A 19100-nucleotide genomic window follows, 5' to 3' on the forward strand; every position below is an offset into this window, starting at 1 on the left:
TCGCGCTTACCTCAGTGCATAGTACGTAATTGTAAAACATTTTCCCATTTTATACTTATTTCATTGTACAAGCGGCGATCCCGTGACTCCTCTACCTGGGCATTGTTCAATTCCGCTTCCAGACGAGCGATCGCAGCTTGTTGAGCTTGTCAATCTCCCTGTTAGGCAGAGAGTGTCAAATTCTGAACAGATGTAGCAGATCGGCATCGGTAAAACGCTCTAATAACCGATCCGCCACATCCTTTATATTATGAGTGACTGTTAAGCACCGCGACTGAACTGAAAGCTGCTCTGCTTTAGAACTTCAGTATAAAGTTCTACCAATTTGGCAACATTTTTATTGAGAGTATAGCCATCTAACACTCTTTGTCTGGCTTTTTGCCCTAACAAAGTTGTTAATTCTGGATGGTCTTGGAACAGTGGCAGAAGTGTTCTTAATTGGGAACGTACTGTTTTAGGATTGAGAATAACTCCTGCTCCTTTATCTAGGACTTCTCCATCAGCACCTACATCCGTTGCTATACAAGCAATTCCACAAGACATTGCCTCTAGCAGTGATAGGGATAAACCTTCTACAAGTGATGGTAAAATAAAGACATCGCCACCTCGTAAAATTTCGATGCGCCGTTGTTCATCTGCTACAAATCCCAACCAAATGATGTTGTATTCTTCACCGTAAAATGTTTCTAGTGATGGCTTTAATGGACCATCACCAACCACAAGTAACTTGCTCTTTGGACCCATATCCGCCTGCTTCCATGCTCGCAGCAAAGCTTCAACATTCTTCTCTGGGGCTATGCGACCTTGATAGACAAACAGACGGTTGGCTCGAAACTCAGCTTTGATGTGAGAAAGTCCGGGAGAATACTTAACAACATCTACACCATTGGGAATCACAGCGATATTCTCTTCTGGGACTCCCAAACGTGCTAACAAATCTCGCTGAATCTGGGAAAACACTATCGTGCGATCGTAGTTGCCCAGAAAAGGTGCGTAGAGTTGATAAGCTAAAAGTTGTGTTCCCGATACAAGTTTTGCTCCTTTACCTGCAAAGGGGGTGTGAAAAGTAGCAATTAAGGGCAAGTTCAGTTTTTCACAAATTTCCGGTAGAACAAAGTCAAGGGGAGACAGAGTCAGCGATGCATGAACTATATCTGGTTTGATGCGTCGCAACGACTCAGTTAAAACCTTAGTCGCGTTCAAAGTCGGAATTGTGTAAACCTGGGACTTGTAAATGAAGGGCAGAGTTACTTCTTGGCAATTAGGCCAATTGTCCGAATCTGATTCTTCTTGAGCAAAATGAAGAAAGCTAACTTGATGTCCCCCGTCTAGCAATGCGTTTGTAATTTCTCTGCTATAGGTGACATTACCGCAAAAGGGAGATTTTTTTCCAATCCAGGCTATACGCATTCTTTGTTAGCTATCAGGAAAGCGAAATTAATTATATTAACTTTTTGTCTTTTTTGATCGGTTCTTTTTGAGATTTTACTTGTTGGATATTGAACCATCATAAATAATTCAAAAATAACTGCCTTTACAGAAAAACTAATATCTTTCCGAACAGTCAATTTTTGACTTCACTTATTCTCTCAATATTATTAATTCCACAAGATATTTCCCAGATACTAGCGATCGTGTCCAGCAGCAGTTTTTGTCGATTCTCAACAAGTATGAGAGAACCGCACTGGTCACTGGTCACTGGTCACTGGTCACTGGTACAACAAGTATGAGAGAACTCTTCAATGTGGTAAGTTTACCATGAAAAGAGAAGCTTTCAGTCAACAAGCAAGCAATAACATCTGAATATTGACTCAAATAATCATTCAAAGATCAAGAATTCTAAGAAATAGTGGCTGGGGATTGGGGACTGGGGAATCAATCGCCAATCGCCTGCTTCGCCAAGCGCTTTTTCATCCTTTCTGATACAAGCAGTTCATGGCGATAACTTTGAGGAGTTATACCAGGTTAATATACCACCTGAAAAGACGATCGCAGCTAATCCCAAAAAGACTGCCTGCAATCCAATAAAGGTTTCTGCCAAACCTGTCAATGCTAGGGGTAGGGTAAGAGCAATGTTAATAACGTTGTTTTGCAAACCAAAAACTTTGCCACGCATTTCTGCTGGGGTTTCTGTTTGGATAGCAGTCTGCATGGGAATACCTATCAATGCGCCAAAAGCACCGACTAGCGTTACCAAAGCCAGAACAACCCAAAGCTCTTTCGTGAAGATCGATAGACCGATGAGAGATGCTCCCATACCCAAACAACCAAATAAACTGAGTTGAGTGTATGAGAAGCGCTGACAGAACAATCCTAAAATTGTTGCGCCTAAGGCTATGCCAACTCCACCAGCTGCAAGCAAAAAGCCGAATTGAGATGCTTTCAAATGAGGAATTAATTCTGCCATCCGAACTGCAAGAACGGTTAAAGCAGCAAAGACGGAGAATAATATTATAAGTTGAAGTAGGGCATTACGAAGACGAGAATTTTCTCCCAAATACCGAAAACCATCCCGCAAGTCAGCTAAAACATGAGGTGGTTCTTCGTCAGGTTGGTGAGGTTTTTCATGAGTTACAAGGAGTAACAAAATAATTCCTGCGATCGCATAGCTACCACCAACCACTATTTCTTTCCCCAACCCATGACTACCACCGAGTAGCAACCAAATTCGATCTGCCACAGCTAACAAAGGTTCCCCTACCGCAAACCCAACTATCACCGATGCCATCATTGTTGTGGTGTAAAGTGAGTTGGCAGAAAGTAAATGTTGCTCTTGTACTACCAAAGGAATTGCCGCTTGCTCTGCTGGTGCAAAAAATTGTGTCAGCGTGGACACCAAAAAAGTGACTGCCAAAATAATGACAAACCCTACTGGCAAAACTCCCAGAAATGGTTGCCAATCTTGAGTGAGCCACAAAAGTGGCGGAATGATCAAAACCAGTATGCCTCGCCAAACATTTGTTGATACCAAAACTGCCTTTTTTGACCAGCGATCGACAAATACACCTGCAAGAGAACCAAATAGCACAGCAGGAATGGTAAAAGCCATCATCAGCGCTGAAACCCAACCACTGATAGTCTGATCGCTTGCTTGGAATTGAGTACTAATGATGGCAATCATCAGTACCAAATAAACCTTATCTGCCAGTTGACAAAAAACTTGTCCACCCCAAAGAGCAAGAAAGTTGGGATTTCTCAATACTGGAAAAAATCCCCCGTCTTGTTTATCGTCTGATGCTATCTTGCCATTAGAATCAGATGCATCTATATTATTGTTATTTCTTGCTGGGGCACGTCCGGAACCGTTGCCATTGCCATTCTCATCACTATAAGTAGGTTGAGATTCCGATTTTTTTTCACAGTCATTTGTAAAATTGGTTTTGAGTACTTCCGATGTTCCTTCTCTATATTTGCCAGAAAGGTCGTTTGCTGACTTTTCTTGGAGGTAAACCTGATTAGAAACAGGTTTAGTCACACTAGTGTGATTTGTCACTTGGTGTACCGAAGCCCTACTTTGTTTCTTGACATGGCTTGGTGGCATTGGCTGGATTTTTGTATCCAAATCAGACGGTTGCATCATGGTGGGTAGCAAAATAAGAATCAATTAAAGCAGCAGAGCGAATAGGACGACCAAGGTGGTATTGAGCGTATTGGCGCAAAATTTGCTCAACAGAAAACCAGCCATAGTTTTTAGCTATATCTTGCATTATCTCTGGTTGTGATAACTGTTGGAGTATTGAAAGTTCTGTAGCATCCAACCGACTGGAAATAACTGGTAATTCTTGCCGATGAACAACGGTTTTGTAACTGGAAGTATTTTCTTTGACAGAAGGTGGAGATTGGGAACTGGCGATCAAGGAGGATATCCCCCTCTCTCCCCCTCTCCCCCTCTCCCCCTCTTCCTTCAAGCGTTTCCATGTTGTTAGGCAAACTGTTCCACCAGTTGGAATGCTAAATCCTACCTGCCAATCAGGGTTTGTAAAATCTGGAGTCAGGATGCTTCCTGTTAGACAGCAGGCTTGTACCTGTGGAGTGAGTCCTGCTATGGCTAAAAGGTGAAATAATCCATGTGCCAAATATGCTATGACAGCAGATGGCTCATGGCTTGGTAATTCTTCTATGCGGCTGAGGTGTTCGTTAAGTAACTCGTACAGTTCTTCTTGAGGTTGCTCGCTTAACGCTTGACACAGTACGACTTCTGCTAAATACTGACTGGCTGCAAGTTTTCCCAAATTTGTTGCGAGTCCTGGGTAAGTTTTTACAGTTTGGGCCTGGGTAATTTTGTCAAGCGATCGCCCCTTAGCAATCAATAACTCATTCACCACAAACATTCCACTTCTACCACCCAAACTAGAGTTATGCTTGCGAGATCCAGGGGCAACAGCGCGAATCAGACCAAATTCTCGTGTCAAAATTGTCACTAGCCTATCTGATTCTCCTATCGCTTGGGTTTTCAAATTAATTCCAGTTGTCTTATAAGTTTTACTCATTTGTCCTTTGTCCTTTGTTCTTTGTCATTTGTCCTTTGTCCTTTGTAAAAATATGAGTAACCAATGACCAATGACTAATGACCAATGACTAATGACCAATGACTACTTACTACGATCCAGCCTATCGCGCTGTCGGAGCAATTCAACACTCCGCGAGGTTCCCAACCGAGTGGCTCCCTCTAATATCAAGTCTAAAGCTTGGTCGATAGTGCGAATTCCCCCAGAGGCTTTAATTCCTACCCTTTCTCCTGCAACTTCCTTCAAAAGTCTGACATCTGCCAGTGTTACACCACCATTCCAACCTGTACTAGTTTTAAGAAATGCTGCCCCAGCTTCCATCGATAGTTCTGCCGCCAGTCTTTTTTCTTCGTCAGTCAACAAGTTTGTTTCCAAAATCACTTTTAATGTTTGCCCCGTTGCTTCACAAATTTCAGCAATTTCTCGATGCACATCATCACTTTTGCCAGCTTTCAACCATCCCAAGTTGAGCATGACATCTAATTCTGTTGCACCATTTTCCACAGCTTCTTGAGCTTCATATAATTTAGTTGCTGAAGTCACTGCGCCTGTAGGAAAGCCAATGACCGTACAGACTTTAGGCTGTTTGCCCTGCAAAAGTTCTGCTGCTTGCCTTACGTGTACCGGGTATACGCAAACTGCCGCGAAATGAAATTTGTCTGCTTCTTCACACCATTGCTTTACCTGCTCTACAGTAGCTGTTGGCATCAGCAAAGCATGGTCAATGAATGGCGCAATATCAATGTCTGTATAATCTGCTGCCATCGCTTTTTTAGTACTTGATTATTAACCTTTATAAAGAAATTTAAAACTCTTTAGATAAATTAAATCATAATTCTTATGAATTTCCGTTAAAGCTTTTTCCTTTATTAAGTGTAATCTATAACTCCGTAAAATATAGATGAACTTAGCTTAAAAACCCGGTTTCTACGAGAAACCGGGTTTCTGGAGTACCCAGATCTTCTTGAATATATTGTATTAATTTATACTAAATATAGATTCAAGGGCGAATAGAATTCGCAGCTATACAGGCAAAACCCCTCTTCGCGGGTTAAACACCAGTCCGCGCAGGCGGACTTCGTTAGTATAGTATCGAATTCTATTCGTCTAAAACTTTTCAGATATCCTCTAAAAAACCCAAAATAGTTTGAGCTAATGCCTTTGAGGCTAGGTAAGGCACACCATTACCAATTGTTTTAAACATATTAGTCAGTGACATACTCTTTGGAAGTGAAAAACTTGCAGGCAAAGACTGAATTGCTAAAGCTTCAGCAACAGAGATTCGCCGCATTTTATAGGGATGTAAATGTACCTCATTGTTGCCGTAGCAAGCTGTGGGAGAATAACGCCATCTGTGAAGGCGTTTGTAAGATTTTTTGGAAACATCTCCTTCATCAATAGTAGCGAATTTTCTGATACCTGCCCTTGGTTGAAAATAGTGCTGAGTATTGGGATGGTTCAGCACATTATTTTTTCTAAACCAGTACTCAACAGTGAGTTCTTGAGGAATATCATCAGGGCAAGGCAAAATAGAGCCTTCTTGAAAGGGTTCGGAACGACTCCAGTTATGCGAAAAAACTTTCTCTTTGGGATACACAATATATTTTTTCCAAGGAAAAGCCCCTATAGATATAAATTTTTTCCGATCTAGTTCTATACCCAAGCTCTTAATTAACGCACTTTGAAAACCAATAAGAATAATTCTTTCTCTATCTTGCGGGACGCCATATTCTATGGTATTTATTAACCGTTCTGTTAGGATATAACCAGCTTGAGTTAACTTTTGCTTCAGCCCTTCAAAAAACAAACGATGTTTTTTTGTCTTCCACAAACCCTTAACATTCTCGAACAGAAAAAAATCTGGTAAAGCTTCAGAAATTAATTCAACATAAGCAGCAGAAAGTTTGCCATGCTCTCCAAATTGCCCTTTATTTTTCCCACCAATAGAAAAATCAGGACAGGGAGGACCACCAATAAATCCCACAATATTATTAGATTTACGGCAATCAGCTACCAATTCACGCAAGCGAACAACTTTTGCTTCTTCAGTCAGTTTGGTTACGTCTCCTTCTTCCCCTAAATGATAACCGTATTCTGGCAATGGGAGGTTGAGAGTAGAACGTGAATAGCGGTATGCCTCCATGAAAGGGGAGAAAATTTCATTCACATAAACAATATTGAAACCACTCGTTTCAAAACCTAAATCAAGGAAACCCGAACCAGCAAAAAAGGAAAATATTCTGGGGCTAAAATTCATTTAACAATTGTGACACGCTTTGATAAAATTTAATGACATTTTTTACTTAATCTATTTTTATTCTGGCTGTTCAAGAAACTCAAGAACTAATGAAATATGGTATTGATTTAAGTGACCCCTGTGTTGTGACATCGCTTGGATGGTACGCCAATAAGTATCCAGAGATAGCAGAACGCTGCAATCAAGCTTTACTAGAACTTATTGATATGCAAGCTGCTGATTTTCCTCAGCGAGTAACCGTATCCTCGGAAATTGATATGGATGGGTTTTAGAATTTAATTCGTAAAGTCAATCTTGATTTGATGTAGAATGCGCTCTTGTGCATTTTATTTTAAGGTTTTACTAATTAAAGTATTCTGGTGCTCTGTAACGTATCAGATTCGGATTTGCTTGTATGCGTATTAGATTATCTGTGGGATGCGATCGCCGTTAGTAACCATAAACCCTTGGTGAAGGTGTAGTAGAGAGGTTGCCAGTGAGAGTCAGGTTTGTTTGAAACCAGTGTTAGATTCTGCCCAATCTGCGGGAAAACTGGAAATAGGCATTTAAGTCATTGCTAGCAGTTGGGTAAGAGTCAGGCATTTATGGATAGCGGTTCACAGATTGACAATGTTCAAAGTTTTGTCGAAATCATTGGTAATAACCATAACTTTTGGTGGAATGGAGTTAATTACCGTCCCGACTTTACAGTTTTTAGTGGAGACAACCAAGGGATAGTTATCGAATATTTCGGACTCGAAGGCGACCCAGATTACGATGCCATGTCTGATGAAAAGAGAATGTATTGGCACAATAACTCTAACTGGCGTTTGCTTGAATTCTCCCCGAAGCATTTAAAAAATGATACGGTAGAAGGTTTTTGTACCTTATTAAAGCAATCCCTTGAAAACTGCGGAATTACTTGCAACCGCTTGAGTGAAGAAGAAATTTGGAACCGTATCAAAAACCGCGCTATAGACCGCTTCACGAAATTAGTAGTGGGATTTACACAACGCTGCCGCAAACTTTCCCTAACTCCAGAAAAATTAGTTAAAATCATTGACAATCATATATTTGCTAGTGATAGCGAGCAACATTTTTTGGAATTAGCAGAGAAATTTTATCAGTCTTATCTGGAATACCTTAAAGCAACAGGGGAAGATGATTTTGATGGACTGATGCAAAAAGCTTCGGAAACTGTCGCATTAAAGTGAAGTCGGAAAGGTTGAAATTGTTGATCTTGGAACGTTTAAACCTACCCCGAAGGAGGAGGAATATCCAGGAGATAGCCTAACTCCTGCTGTATTACGCTTAATCAACAAAGCTATTAAGGACGACAAAGACGTTATTTTACTTAGTCGCAAGAATAGTTTACCATGGTACGTGAATTACGCAAAAAAGCAAAATATACCAAAAGATGGCACTCTCAATAGTTTCTTAACACTAGTGCGCTCTTACTTTCCTGAAGATGTAAGGCATATGGTAAATAGCTCAACGGCTCACAAGTACAAGGGGCTAGAAAAAAAGGTAGTTATCATACTTGATGCCGTTCCTCGTTGTTACCCCTTACTCCATCCCGATTTGATGTTTACTCGTATTTTTGGCGATACCATTGAACAGGTAGTAGAAGAGGAACGCCGTCTTTTTTACGTCGCATTAACTCGTGCTGTGGAGCATTTGTTTATTCTTACTGAGGCTAATAACGTATCTTTTTTCCTTGAGGATTTAAAGAGCAGAAGAACAATTCTGACAATCGATTGGTCTGACTACAGACCTTTAGTTACCTCTATAAGGCGCATCACTGTTAGGGTGGGTAACCAAAACGGACGAGGTGGAAGCAATACCTATGCCATTAGAGACTTGCTTAAGGCTGAAGGTTATCGCTGGAACACAACTGGATGGAAAGCTTGGTGTCGTACCTGTCCTGCACAGGGCTTCTCAGTACAAAAGTTTTTTGGGGAGGCTATGTGGATTTCTCGTGCTGATGGAATCGAAGTGCGGTTTTATGACGATTTAGAGAATGAGGTAGGGATTTATTATATTGACAAAGGGCAATGGACGTGCGAAGTTGATAATCTTCACATTCTTGAATAAGTTGCTAGTAAACAATAACCCAATACGGTTCAGTTAAGGGTCGCGAGGGGAGCAGAAACCCGGTATCTTGAAGATACCGGGTTTCTAAATGCCAATTCTACAGTTAAGCGATCGCGTAATGGATTGGTAAAAAGTTGCACAAAGGTCTAACTATCCTGCAACAGTCAGTTCAGCTTCAGGGACTTCTGGCAAAAGACGCTTAACGCTCTGCTTAACAAAACCCTGTAAGAAACTAATTTGCTGGCTTTGCTGAAACACCCTTTGCAAATTTTGCCCCAACTTATCAAGATTTAACGCAGTTCCAGAATTTGTAGCTATTTCCTGCTGTTGGAAATATTCAATTAAACTTAATCCCGCCAATCGGGTTAGGTAAGCTGCACTGACTCCCTGTACCAAACCACCTGCTACAAAGGTGACAGCATTACTCTTTAGCACTATACCAATTGCTTTGGAAGAAAGTTCCACTAAACCCAGTTTCACCATCAAACTTCCCATTGTTCCAGCTACAGTTTGTGCTTGTTCCAAGGAAAATTTTTGCTGGTAGATTCCACCCAAATCCATAACCATTTGGGCATTAATTGCTGCTGTTGCTAGAACATCAAGCGCTGGGACTGGGTTGGCAAATGCAGCAGCTGCTGCTATCCATTGATATTGTTCAATAATTGGTGTAGCGCGATCGCGTCTCATACCATTGAGCAAGTCTTTTGCTTCAGCTTTCAGCAACAAAGCTTTTCTCATGGTCGTTCCCCATACAAGTTGCGGTGATTGCTGTGCCAAAAGTTCAACTAAGTGCTGGGTTAACTGTTGGACATCTGGGGCTGGTACCTCCAGCCATTCTTGTATGGAACCATCTTCTTGGTGCTTGCGTACTTTGATCGGAAGGGGAGATGCTGCAGTTGCTACTACAGATGAAGGTACACGCTGTTTTAGGGACTGCAAAACGCTAACACGTTCGTCTGGCAAATACTGGTCTTGTTTGTTAAAAACCAGGACTGTGCTTTGATTTGCACCCTTTAGTTGCTGTAGTCCCTGAAATTCAGTATCTGTTAAATCCCCATTTGTTAGAAATAAGACGATATCAGATTTTTTTGCTTCTACAAAAACATTGGCATCTGACTTCTCGCCTGCTTCTACAAACAAAGGAGATGTCTCTTGGAAATGTAGGGAGGATATGTATCCTGTCTCTACATTTTGCTCAAGCACTTTAATCAAAGTAGATTTACCTACTGACTTCCCGCCAGTCACAGTAGCTAGAATCTTTTGCCTATCTAACTCCGCCGTGAGATTTGCAACTTGTTCTTCTTGTAGAGAAGCAATATGTCGCATTTCCACAGAGTTTTCTGCTTCTTGTGCTAGTTGGTTAACTACAGATTGGGTTTTTGCAATAGCAACTTCCACTGTTTCCCTATCTACAGGCATACAATCTAGCAGTTGGGAACTATCCTTAGGACGGTTTTTTTTGAACAACCACAAACCGCCGCCAACTGCCAAGAGACTCAGTAAGCCAAATTCACTCATCTGTAGCAGTGAATCTTGCAAACTGTCTAACATCCAAAGGGAAAAGGACAGTCCCAATCCTCCCACTAAAATTGGTCGCCGCAACTTCACAAAACTAGTTCTCCGTACTCTTTGGATCGATTCTCCTTAAGAATAGCTCACAAGCTCACTTCTCCAAACTCGATAGGTGAATGCACCAATTTTTCTTTACATTCAGCAACTTGCACCATTAATTTCCAAGCATCGCGGTATTTTGCAGAACGTGGCTTGCGCTGCCGTTTATCTGTTTCAACAAAGTGTATTTCGCTACCATAGCTAATGAACACTTCTACAGGGAAAACATAGAATAGATCGAGGGATTCGATATACACAAGAGCAAAATCGAAGTCTGAAGGATTATAGACGTCTCGAAGCATAAGCCGCCTATTTGTTTTAGTACGGCGATTATCTACTACATAGTTGCCAGATGGTTCATCAAACCAGGCATTCTTGACTTGGATTTTAATCAGATTTCCTTGTACATCAAAAGCTAAATCGTAAGGAAGTCGATCCCCAACAGGTTTCAAAACTCCCCAACCACGTTTAAGAGCATGAAGAATTGCGGCTTGCTCTGCTATGTCTCCTTTTAATTTTGTGTCCATTCACTACTAGGAGTCACTGTACATTCAATAAAGAAAATCCCCACAATTATATAATTGTAGGGATTTTCTTTAATTTGGTAGCGGGAAGTGGATTTGAACCACTGACCTTCGGGTTATGCTTACCATCTACAGCTTTCACTGCCTGGATTAACCAGTTTGTGGTCTGGACTGTCCCTTCACCCTCGCCTTTACGTTAGGGTGCCTGCCTACCAGTCTCTACACCTTCCCTATTTCTAGGGCTTGGTTCGGGATTACCGCGCTAATGGCTTCCCCGAGTTTGACAGGTTATCGCACACAAGTTTCTTCGTGTACCGCCCACTGCAAGACTCACTATCAAGCGTTTAGTTTGTCTTACGTATCGAGCCCGACGAGCTACCAGGCTGCTCTATCCCGCGTCGCTGCGTCTTCTTTATTCAGTATAGCAACAGATTTAGAAATTTGACAAGTCCTAAAAAGAAATTTTTAGAAGGGGGTAGAGATTGGCGGTCAGGGGTTAGGGAAAAGAATGCCCATAATTGTGCTCATCTCACACCCTAGCCTCTAACCCCTAACCCCTAACCCCTCACAAAAACGATAATTCTCCAATAACTTCTAAACGCTTGTATTTACCGAAGTTCATAAATTTCTCCGACAGGGCATCAGCTACGCTGGGAGTAATCCAGCCTAACTGCTGAAGTATATGAATGGCAGCAGCGTATTTTGCCCGCTTTGCTCCATCAATAACTTTAATTGCCAATCCCATGCCTTCACCGAGTCTGCCAATGCACTGTACCCCTTCAGCACCTGATTTACTCACCAGTTCACCTGGGATGGCGAGCATCAATTCCGTGTCAAATTCTCCCTCTCCTGCTACCATCACAGGATGATGGGTCATGGCACGGACTATCCGCTCCATATCTAAGGTGCTACGAGAAGCTAGCTGAGCGTATAGCGATCCCATTTGCCCAAGTTGTAACAAGTAGGTGGGCGCACCACAATCGTCATGGGCGCTGATAAATTCTTCGGATGGCATTCGCAGCAATTCTGATACTTTACTAAGAATCAATTGCTGCACCGGGTGTTTGCGCTGCAAATAGTTATTTAGTGACCAATTACACTGCTGACACACAGCTAGCATTCCAGCGTGTTTACCAGAACAATTGTATTCCAGAGGGCTGCGTTTCCCTTCAGGGATAGGGCATTGGAGTGCTGAAGGGTCTACATCAGCCCGCCAAAGAATATTAAATACTTGTCGTACTTGTTCTATCGTTCCCTTGTGGGAACTGGTAATAATTGCTAGGTCTTTGTCACTGAGGTCATAGCGCTCTAGTGTACCGATGCTAGTCGCAGCAAGTGCTTGAAATGGTTTCAGTGCTGAACGAACAAATGTACTTGTTTCAGCATTGCCAGCAACGGATAGAATCCGCCCGCGATCGTCACATATCACTGCTTGGACTATGTGCTTTGACTCTATAATGCCTTCTCGCAGTAACCTAACTTCTAGTGCGGTGGCTTGTGTTCGTTTTCCCATTGTCATGGGTGAAAATCTACCATAATTTTGTCAATTGTCATTAGTCATTAGTCATTGGTCATTGGTCATTAGTCCTTAGGTTTTAATTTTTTACAAAGGACGAATGACAAATGACTAATGACTATTTAAACTAAGTGCCAAACTATCGTACCAGCAACGAACAACACAGCCAAGCCAGCGAAAGAAATTTGTAATCTCTGGAGAATGGGTTTGATGGAGTAGGTCACTATCAGTCGATCGCGTGTGGCGATTTCCTGTGGTTTTGTCCAGGTTTGACCGTCGTACCAACCCGATTCTTCGTAAAAGATAATCGGACTCATCAGGCGGTCTCGGATATAAGACCAACCCAAATATAACCGCACCAGTACTAATATGACTCCGACACTCGCACCTGCGGCACTACTTAAAATAAATTGTACTGTGTGCTTGTGTGGAGCAAAACTTGTTGCCGCTATCGGTCCTGCCACTATTGACGATAAACCCCAAACGATCGCGATTTTAGTGATATACTCGCTCCAATTTAAGGTACAGTCACGAAATAGCCAGGACGATTTTAATTCTTCGTACTCATTGAGCGGTTGTTGTTCTGTAGGTACTGGGCAATTTGAGACCGAAGACTTTATCATGTTGGCTGACTCCCACCATCTGATTTACAAAGCTGATTACTCCAGTTCACGTGCTCCTGTTGCGGATGTTATATACTCTATACGTTCTGCGTGTCCCCAGAACGCTTCTAAATTATAAAACTCCCGTTCCTTGGGAAACATAACATGAACAATAACTTCGCCGTAATCTAACACCACCCATGTTGCTTCTGCTTTCCCTTCTGTCCGCAAAGGGCGTCTTGACAACTCAGTTTCTATTTTATGTTCTACTGCATCGGCTATCGCCCTGACTTGTACCCTGGAATAGCCTGTCATCATGACAAAGTAGTCCGCTAAGTAAGAGACATCGCCTACCTTAAGTATGATAATATCACCTGCTTTACGGTCAGACCCTGCCTCGGCAATAGTAAAAGCCATTTTCCCACTCGCATCGTTATCATCTATGGGTGGGCTTCCTGCCGAACTGTTTGTCACTGTGACAGATTGTCTTGGAAAATTTGATGGAAAATAATCAGTCATTAAACCTCAGCTGCTGTATCTGTTTAGTAATATTTTTTTACAAGTACTGTCAAACAATCAAGAACTGGAATGGATTTGCAACTGTGAGACTTGGTTTCTTTGAATACTAACAAAAAAACAGGTGTCTGTGCATTATGCTCTACACCTAATACCATTCCATTTTCATCGTCGGAGAAACCAATTACGCGTTGCAATGACTCGCGGATGAATTAAACTTTTTGAAAATAGGGAGTGGGGAGTGGGGAGTGGGGAGTGGGGAGTGGGGAGTGGGAAAGAGGTATTTTCATAAAAGACCTTGTGGGCGACTCTACCGTATGCTGTGTACAAAGCACACGGTAGAGTCGCAGGTCAACCACACAGCGCGATCGATATTTTCACAGCTAGTTTTTCGTAAAGCTTGCAATTCGGAGCTGTTGCCGCGTCCGGGTTCCAAGCTATTTCATAAAAACACGATACAGGAAAGCGGACTCATGCCCGGTCTACCCAAAGTGTGATTGGCTATAGCTTGCAATACTTCTTCATCATTCACACCAAATGTATCTCTTGCTAGGATAGCACTTACGTCTGCATATAACAAATGGGGATTTGCCGCCATCACTTCATCTATATCCAATCCCTCTGCCCGTGCCATCTGCAAAAGTTTTTGGGGCTTGTAGTACTTTGCCAAATCGTGCATCAAACCAGTCGTTGCGGCTTTTTGGCTATCTAAATTATGTTGTGCTGCTAAGTTGGCTGCCATTTGCTCAGCCCTAAGAATATGGCCCTTGTCTGGGCAATGGAACATTTTCTGCAAGCCAAGCTATCACTTGTTCGCCCATAAGCCATTGTGCATTTCCACGGCAGTTAGCGACAGAAAAGCTCTCTCGGTAATTTAAATCTTCATAATTCTATATTAACAAGCGCGATGTACAAAACCGTCGCCAAACTTGGCTATCAATTACCAAATAGGTAGGCTAACTCCAACGCTGGTTTTTGAGATTTGTTATGAGGGGTACTCTGTACCTACAAGGTATCCCTATTCCCGCAGGAACAGTTTGTTTGCTGTCTTCTTGCCCTGTAACAGACAGTTAGTCTGTGCCTATTTGTGACCAGAACTACTCTGGCGACCAAACCTGCACGTCTCGACTCCAATAGATCCTCTGGTCTTTCAGAGTTGGGATGGTACAAGCGACGATGCTTATCTCTTTAATTATTGCACGTTAAACAGGTTTAGGCAACAATAGATGATTCTGGGTAAGAAAACGGCTATCTAGTACTGTACGATCGCAAATCTTGTTGATTGTTGACTGTGGACTGTCAACAGTTAACAGTTAGCAAGCAACAACCCATTGCAATAGCCGCAACCATTTGCAAATTAAAATAGCAAGGCTGTGTAGAGTGTACCCTGTTGTGGAGAAAATTAGCCCTACTTTTTAGTTGCAATGGTCTAGCTATATAAAATTCACAATGTTACAAATGCCCCTAATGTGTTACACTTCCTGTTCCGAAACAATTGTTGGCTCAATAACTGAGTTCTCCTCTGTCAGTGAGTAAAACAGTGATTCATACTGGCTTAAGGCTTGCTCAAAAGAATATTGCTCAACAGCAAATTTCCGGCTACTATATCCCAAAGTTTTGACTTTTTCTGGATGTTGATACAAATCTAAAATTGCGTTTGCTAAAGCTTGTGGATCTTCTGGAGGGACAATCACCCCGCCGCCACTTTGTTTAATAGCTCTTGCTGCAGTCCCATTTTTGGGAACAGAAGCAATCAATGCCCTACCACTAGCCAGCAAAACTTGAATTTTCGAGGGCATATTGAAAGAAATCACATTTTTCTTCTGCACAACCAAACCTACGTCAGCAGCAGCCAACATCTCTGGCAAAGCTTTACGGGGCTGAAAAGGCAGTAGTAAAACATTATCTGCACCTGACTCATGACAAGCGTTCTGCAATCGCTGTAAACCTTTCTCTTCGCCAACAATGACAAAAGCAATCTCTGGAATATGTCGCAGCATAGCCGCCGCTTTGACAACTGTCTCCAAGCCTTGGGTGAGAGCGATATTACCAGAATATGAAATAACAAATTTGCCCTCTAAATTGTGTTTGGCGCGGAAAGCATTATTTTCTTTAGACAGAGGGCGAATAAAGTTAGTATCAACCCAGTTAGGAATTTGGACTATTTTTCTTCCTGATACGCCCTTAGCCCGCAAGTTATCCACAAAACCGTCAGCGATGACACTGATTTTGGTAGCACTTGAGTAGGCAAATTTTTCTAGTAATGCAAACGCTCTAATGAGCCACTTGTTCTTCAACAAACCAACGTGAACAGCCGCTTCTGGCAGTATATCCTGAAGATTTAAGACAACAGGGCAGCTGTGCAGCACGCCAAGAAGGGCAGTTGGCAGACAACTCGGTAGAGAGGGAGAAGTCGAAAGAATAACATCTGGACGCCAACCAAACAGCGCCGGGAAGAAACTTGTGAACACGTAGCTTGCATCCAGTAACATTCTATCCAGCAGATTGGGCTGTGGACGAATCCAGACATAACTCCGTTGGATTTCAACCCCATTTTTGTATTCGGTTTGGTACCACTTGCCCCGATATTCCTTGTATATCTGACGTTCGGGGTAGTTAGGCATAGCGGTAACGACACGCACTTGGTGTCCGCGCTTGACTAACCCCTCAGCGAGTTCAGTCATCAAGGGAGCAATACCAATCGGTTCTGGGTAATAGTTGTACGAGTAAATCAAAATACGCATAATAAGTTATTCTTGGACTCCTAGTCTGAAGAACCCTGGTGTCTGATTAATGACAACATTTGCTTGTGACCTGATTCCGCACGTTATATGTGCTTAATTAAAATTTTCGCTTCAGAATCATTCAAATGTCAGTTCTTTTTGTTGAAGATTAAGTAAAATTTCATGCTTTGTTTCTGAGGACACGTAATAATTTTAGAGTTAAGAATATTTTGTATTTATAGTTTTTAAATAGTGTATATACTTAGATAGAAATTTTCTTTCTTTAAGTTAGATTCCCGATGTAAAAATAGAAAAAATGCCGTAAAAGCCATGCATTCCAAAGCCGAGATTTAAAGAAATCCTGGATTTTAACTAGATCGTAAGATATTCCCCACATAATTTTTGACCGACGCTCTAGGACAGCCAATCAAGAAAAAATACGGAGAAAAAGACTGAGAATTCCTCCGTATTTATGTATAAAACGCTATTATAAGCTCTGAACGCGATACCCACTTAAGAGGGCATCGCGCTTATTGCTCAAACAGCGCCACTATTTTTGTTAAACAAAATAATGACTGTTCTAAAAATCAGCTTCAGATCGTATATGAAGCTCCAATTTTTCTGATACTGCAAATCCATACGAATGACATCCTCAAATTTACGAATAGTAGAACGACCATTAACTTGCCATTCTCCAGTCATTCCAGGTTTTACATCCAAACGCTGCCATTCTGGAACCTCATAACGCTCGACTTCGTCTGGCGTAGGTGGTCTAGTCCCTACTAAACTCATATCTCCTTTCAGCACGTTCCAAAATTGTGGCAGTTCGTCTAAACTAGTACGCCGTAAAAAACGACCTATTTTGGTAACTCTCGGGTCATTGTCTATTTTAAAAAATGCCCCTTCTACCTGGTTTTGCTTCTCTAGTTCAGCTTTGCGAGCTTCAGCATCAATATACATTGAACGAAATTTCCAAATCTGAAAGCGCTGTCCCATCCAACCACAACGGGTTTGACAGAAGAAAATCGGACCTGGACTATTAAGGCGAATAGCAAGAGCAATGGGAATCAACAAAATTCCTGTAATAAACAAACCGATTAATGACCCCACAATGTCTGTGAACCGCTTCATCCAAGAACGGACAGAAGGATGAGTGGCGGGTAGTTGCTCTTCAAATTGGCGGTTGATGGATGGAGTTTCCCCTGGAGACTCTAGGTTGAAAACTTTGTCTAACCCTGTAAGATTAAGTACCGCAGTGACCTGCGGGGTCACATTGCGAAGTGTAAATTTAATATTTTTTTCTTGAGCAATTTTGAAGTTACTAACTAGAGCACCTAAACCACTACTATCCATGAAAATAGTTTGATGAAAATCAATGATGATTTCCACCGGGTTGGGGGTTCGTTCGGCGATCTCTTGACAGGTCTGCTTAAAGGCTACAGCCTCTAGCACACTTAACCGTGTGGGTACCTGCACAATTGTCGTGTCATTTGAGAACATTAGGGGAAAATTCACCTCTTTGGGTTGGCTAGTCATGAAGCCCTGCACTTTCATTGCCATGTTTATATAATCTGCCAAACATATTGTGTTCTAGCAAATAGTCACTACTGATAATTTATCAGTGGTAAAAATCACTAATTACTAGGAAATTGCTTGAGAGGGGTTATCGTTAGGAACGATTCAAAATAGAACAAGGAGTTATTTAAAGTATGAAGTTTGAAGAACGAAGGATGATATAAGCATAAAGGAAAAAAACCGAAGTATGAATTACTTTATACTTCAATTCCCACTTTGTCATTCTTTACTTTTGTCTTAAATTCATACTTCATGCTTTATACTTCATACTTCTTTTATGAAAGACATTCTTGTTCTTGTGCCAACTTGGCACATACGCGTTGCTAACATCACATGACTGCTAAAACTACTGTTACACCTACCGCACGCCTGATAGAAATTTTTTCCGCTATACAAGGGGAAGGACTGAATGTAGGGACACGTCAGATTTTTATTCGCTTTGCCCTATGTGACTTGCGTTGTCACTTTTGTGATAGCGCTCATACCTGGAATCCCCCCGCCACTTGTAGGATAGAGCGAACCCCTGGATTACGTGACTTTGAAACTTACTCCAATCCCGTTCCACTACCTATGTTACTTCAGTGGGTTGAGTGGCAGAATTTGCCTTTCGTACATGATACTATTAGCCTAACAGGAGGCGAACCCCTTCTGCACGCATCATTCTTGCTAGAATTCTTGCCTCAAGTACGTTTTATTACAGGTTTGCCAATATACTTAGAAACTGGCGGACATCGTCCAAAACAACTAGCGACCATCTTACCCTATTTAGATTCGGTAGGAATGGATTTTAAGTTGCCCAGTACTAGTGGCGAAAGTTACTGGCAAGAACATACAGAATTTCTCCAACTTTGTCATACTTCAAACGTGGAAGTTTTTGTCAAGCTAATCGTTTCTCAAACAACCAATCCTTTAGAGTTAGAACGTTCGGCGGAATTAGTGGCCTCCGTCGATCCATCGATCCCAGTCTTTTTACAGCCCGTTACTCCAATAGAATCTTCAGTGATGTTGACAAATAAACCAATCCTTGCGCCTTCTCCGGAGCAAGTTTTAACTTGGCAAGCTTTGATGAAGCGGCTTGTTAAGCAAGTACGCGTGATACCTCAGACTCACAAAATGCTGAATCAGCTTTAGTTAATGGTTAGTGGTTAGTGGTTATTGGTTAGTAGTAATAAGGACAACTAACAACTAACAACTA

General features: G+C 41.8%; 18 protein-coding genes. 4 read left to right on the plus strand and 14 right to left on the minus strand.

Annotated elements, in window-relative coordinates; all coding sequences use genetic code 11:
- Positions 1–261 precede the first annotated feature (261 nt).
- The 6 genes from WA1_RS12225 to WA1_RS12245 form a co-directional block, all read right to left on the minus strand.
- On the minus strand, positions 262–1410 hold the full coding sequence (locus WA1_RS12225) for a glycosyltransferase family 4 protein (RefSeq protein ID WP_017749481.1): 1149 nt from the start codon (positions 1408–1410) through the stop codon (positions 262–264).
- A 154-nt stretch (positions 1411–1564) separates the two neighbouring features.
- The gene (locus WA1_RS59670; protein ID WP_272819124.1) at positions 1565–1699 is read right to left on the minus strand and encodes a hypothetical protein; all 135 of its coding nucleotides are present in this window, start codon (positions 1697–1699) and stop codon (positions 1565–1567) included.
- Between the two features lie 234 nt (positions 1700–1933).
- Entirely contained in the window at positions 1934–3577 is a 1644-nt protein-coding gene (locus tag WA1_RS12230) for an MFS transporter (protein ID WP_017749482.1), read from the minus strand.
- A complete protein-coding gene (recO, locus tag WA1_RS12235) occupies positions 3564–4490 on the minus strand; it encodes a DNA repair protein RecO (protein WP_066612860.1) in 927 nt (308 codons plus the stop codon). Before recO ends, WA1_RS12230 begins: the two co-directional genes overlap by 14 nt.
- 102 nt (positions 4491–4592) lie before the next feature.
- Entirely contained in the window at positions 4593–5273 is a 681-nt protein-coding gene (gene deoC / locus WA1_RS12240; RefSeq protein ID WP_017749483.1) for a deoxyribose-phosphate aldolase, read from the minus strand.
- Positions 5274–5625: 352 nt separating this feature from the next.
- On the minus strand, positions 5626–6765 hold the full coding sequence (locus WA1_RS12245; protein ID WP_017749484.1) for a DNA cytosine methyltransferase: 1140 nt from the start codon (positions 6763–6765) through the stop codon (positions 5626–5628).
- An 89-nt stretch (positions 6766–6854) separates the two neighbouring features.
- On the opposite strand from WA1_RS12245, the gene WA1_RS12250 reads away from it, so the two are divergent.
- The 3 genes from WA1_RS12250 (at position 6855) to WA1_RS12260 (ending at position 8838) form a co-directional block, all read left to right on the plus strand.
- On the plus strand, positions 6855–7037 hold the full coding sequence (locus tag WA1_RS12250) for a hypothetical protein (protein ID WP_017749485.1): 183 nt from the start codon (positions 6855–6857) through the stop codon (positions 7035–7037).
- Between the two features lie 312 nt (positions 7038–7349).
- On the plus strand, positions 7350–7958 hold the full coding sequence (locus tag WA1_RS12255; RefSeq protein ID WP_017749486.1) for a hypothetical protein: 609 nt from the start codon (positions 7350–7352) through the stop codon (positions 7956–7958).
- 169 nt (positions 7959–8127) lie between these two features.
- Positions 8128–8838, plus strand: coding sequence for a 3'-5' exonuclease (locus WA1_RS12260; RefSeq protein ID WP_017749487.1), 711 nt, complete (start codon positions 8128–8130; stop codon positions 8836–8838).
- 150 nt (positions 8839–8988) lie between these two features.
- Here the strand turns inward: WA1_RS12260 and WA1_RS12265 are convergent, their stop codons facing one another.
- The 8 genes from WA1_RS12265 to WA1_RS12300 all read right to left on the minus strand — a co-directional run bounded on the left by WA1_RS12265 (position 8989) and on the right by WA1_RS12300 (position 17890).
- Positions 8989–10446, minus strand: coding sequence for a YcjF family protein (locus WA1_RS12265; RefSeq protein ID WP_017749488.1), 1458 nt, complete (start codon positions 10444–10446; stop codon positions 8989–8991).
- 47 nt (positions 10447–10493) lie between these two features.
- Positions 10494–10976 (minus strand): group I intron-associated PD-(D/E)XK endonuclease, encoded by a 483-nt coding sequence (locus WA1_RS12270; protein ID WP_017749489.1) that lies wholly within the window; start codon positions 10974–10976, stop codon positions 10494–10496.
- Positions 10977–11538: 562 nt separating this feature from the next.
- Positions 11539–12492: an asparaginase gene (locus WA1_RS12275; protein WP_017749490.1), complete on the minus strand. Its 954-nt coding sequence runs from the start codon at positions 12490–12492 to the stop codon at positions 11539–11541.
- Between the two features lie 119 nt (positions 12493–12611).
- Entirely contained in the window at positions 12612–13112 is a 501-nt protein-coding gene (locus WA1_RS12280; RefSeq protein ID WP_017749491.1) for a CGLD27 family protein, read from the minus strand.
- A 36-nt stretch (positions 13113–13148) separates the two neighbouring features.
- Entirely contained in the window at positions 13149–13610 is a 462-nt protein-coding gene (rsfS, locus tag WA1_RS12285; protein ID WP_017749492.1) for a ribosome silencing factor, read from the minus strand.
- Positions 13611–14049: 439 nt separating this feature from the next.
- On the minus strand, positions 14050–14349 hold the full coding sequence (gene yqeK, locus WA1_RS59675; protein ID WP_017749493.1) for a bis(5'-nucleosyl)-tetraphosphatase (symmetrical) YqeK: 300 nt from the start codon (positions 14347–14349) through the stop codon (positions 14050–14052).
- 730 nt (positions 14350–15079) lie between these two features.
- Entirely contained in the window at positions 15080–16351 is a 1272-nt protein-coding gene (locus tag WA1_RS12295) for a glycosyltransferase family 4 protein (RefSeq protein ID WP_017749494.1), read from the minus strand.
- Positions 16352–16867: 516 nt separating this feature from the next.
- Positions 16868–17890: an anti-sigma factor antagonist gene (locus tag WA1_RS12300; RefSeq protein WP_017749495.1), complete on the minus strand. Its 1023-nt coding sequence runs from the start codon at positions 17888–17890 to the stop codon at positions 16868–16870.
- 348 nt (positions 17891–18238) lie between these two features.
- On the opposite strand from WA1_RS12300, the gene WA1_RS12305 reads away from it, so the two are divergent.
- Positions 18239–19036: a 7-carboxy-7-deazaguanine synthase QueE gene (locus WA1_RS12305; protein WP_066612862.1), complete on the plus strand. Its 798-nt coding sequence runs from the start codon at positions 18239–18241 to the stop codon at positions 19034–19036.
- The last annotated feature ends 64 nt before the right edge of the window (positions 19037–19100 follow it).

Source organism: Scytonema hofmannii PCC 7110 (genome assembly GCF_000346485.2).
GTDB lineage: Bacteria > Cyanobacteriota > Cyanobacteriia > Cyanobacteriales > Nostocaceae > Scytonema > Scytonema hofmannii.

Excerpts from the sequence above, each read along its gene's own strand:
- WA1_RS12225 (WP_017749481.1), bottom strand. The coding sequence starts at position 1,410 with ATGCGTATAGCCTGGATTGGAAAAAAATCTCCCTTTTGCGGTAATGTC.
- WA1_RS12230 (WP_017749482.1), bottom strand. The coding sequence starts at position 3,577 with ATGCAACCGTCTGATTTGGATACAAAAATCCAGCCAATGCCACCAAGC.
- recO (WP_066612860.1), bottom strand. The coding sequence starts at position 4,490 with ATGAGTAAAACTTATAAGACAACTGGAATTAATTTGAAAACCCAAGCG.
- deoC (WP_017749483.1), bottom strand. The coding sequence starts at position 5,273 with ATGGCAGCAGATTATACAGACATTGATATTGCGCCATTCATTGACCAT.
- WA1_RS12245 (WP_017749484.1), bottom strand. The coding sequence starts at position 6,765 with ATGAATTTTAGCCCCAGAATATTTTCCTTTTTTGCTGGTTCGGGTTTC.
- WA1_RS12250 (WP_017749485.1), top strand. The coding sequence starts at position 6,855 with ATGAAATATGGTATTGATTTAAGTGACCCCTGTGTTGTGACATCGCTT.
- WA1_RS12255 (WP_017749486.1), top strand. The coding sequence starts at position 7,350 with ATGGATAGCGGTTCACAGATTGACAATGTTCAAAGTTTTGTCGAAATC.
- WA1_RS12270 (WP_017749489.1), bottom strand. The coding sequence starts at position 10,976 with ATGGACACAAAATTAAAAGGAGACATAGCAGAGCAAGCCGCAATTCTT.
- WA1_RS12275 (WP_017749490.1), bottom strand. The coding sequence starts at position 12,492 with ATGACAATGGGAAAACGAACACAAGCCACCGCACTAGAAGTTAGGTTA.
- WA1_RS12280 (WP_017749491.1), bottom strand. The coding sequence starts at position 13,112 with ATGATAAAGTCTTCGGTCTCAAATTGCCCAGTACCTACAGAACAACAA.
- rsfS (WP_017749492.1), bottom strand. The coding sequence starts at position 13,610 with ATGACTGATTATTTTCCATCAAATTTTCCAAGACAATCTGTCACAGTG.
- yqeK (WP_017749493.1), bottom strand. The coding sequence starts at position 14,349 with ATGGCAGCCAACTTAGCAGCACAACATAATTTAGATAGCCAAAAAGCC.
- WA1_RS12295 (WP_017749494.1), bottom strand. The coding sequence starts at position 16,351 with ATGCGTATTTTGATTTACTCGTACAACTATTACCCAGAACCGATTGGT.
- WA1_RS12300 (WP_017749495.1), bottom strand. The coding sequence starts at position 17,890 with ATGGCAATGAAAGTGCAGGGCTTCATGACTAGCCAACCCAAAGAGGTG.
- WA1_RS12305 (WP_066612862.1), top strand. The coding sequence starts at position 18,239 with ATGACTGCTAAAACTACTGTTACACCTACCGCACGCCTGATAGAAATT.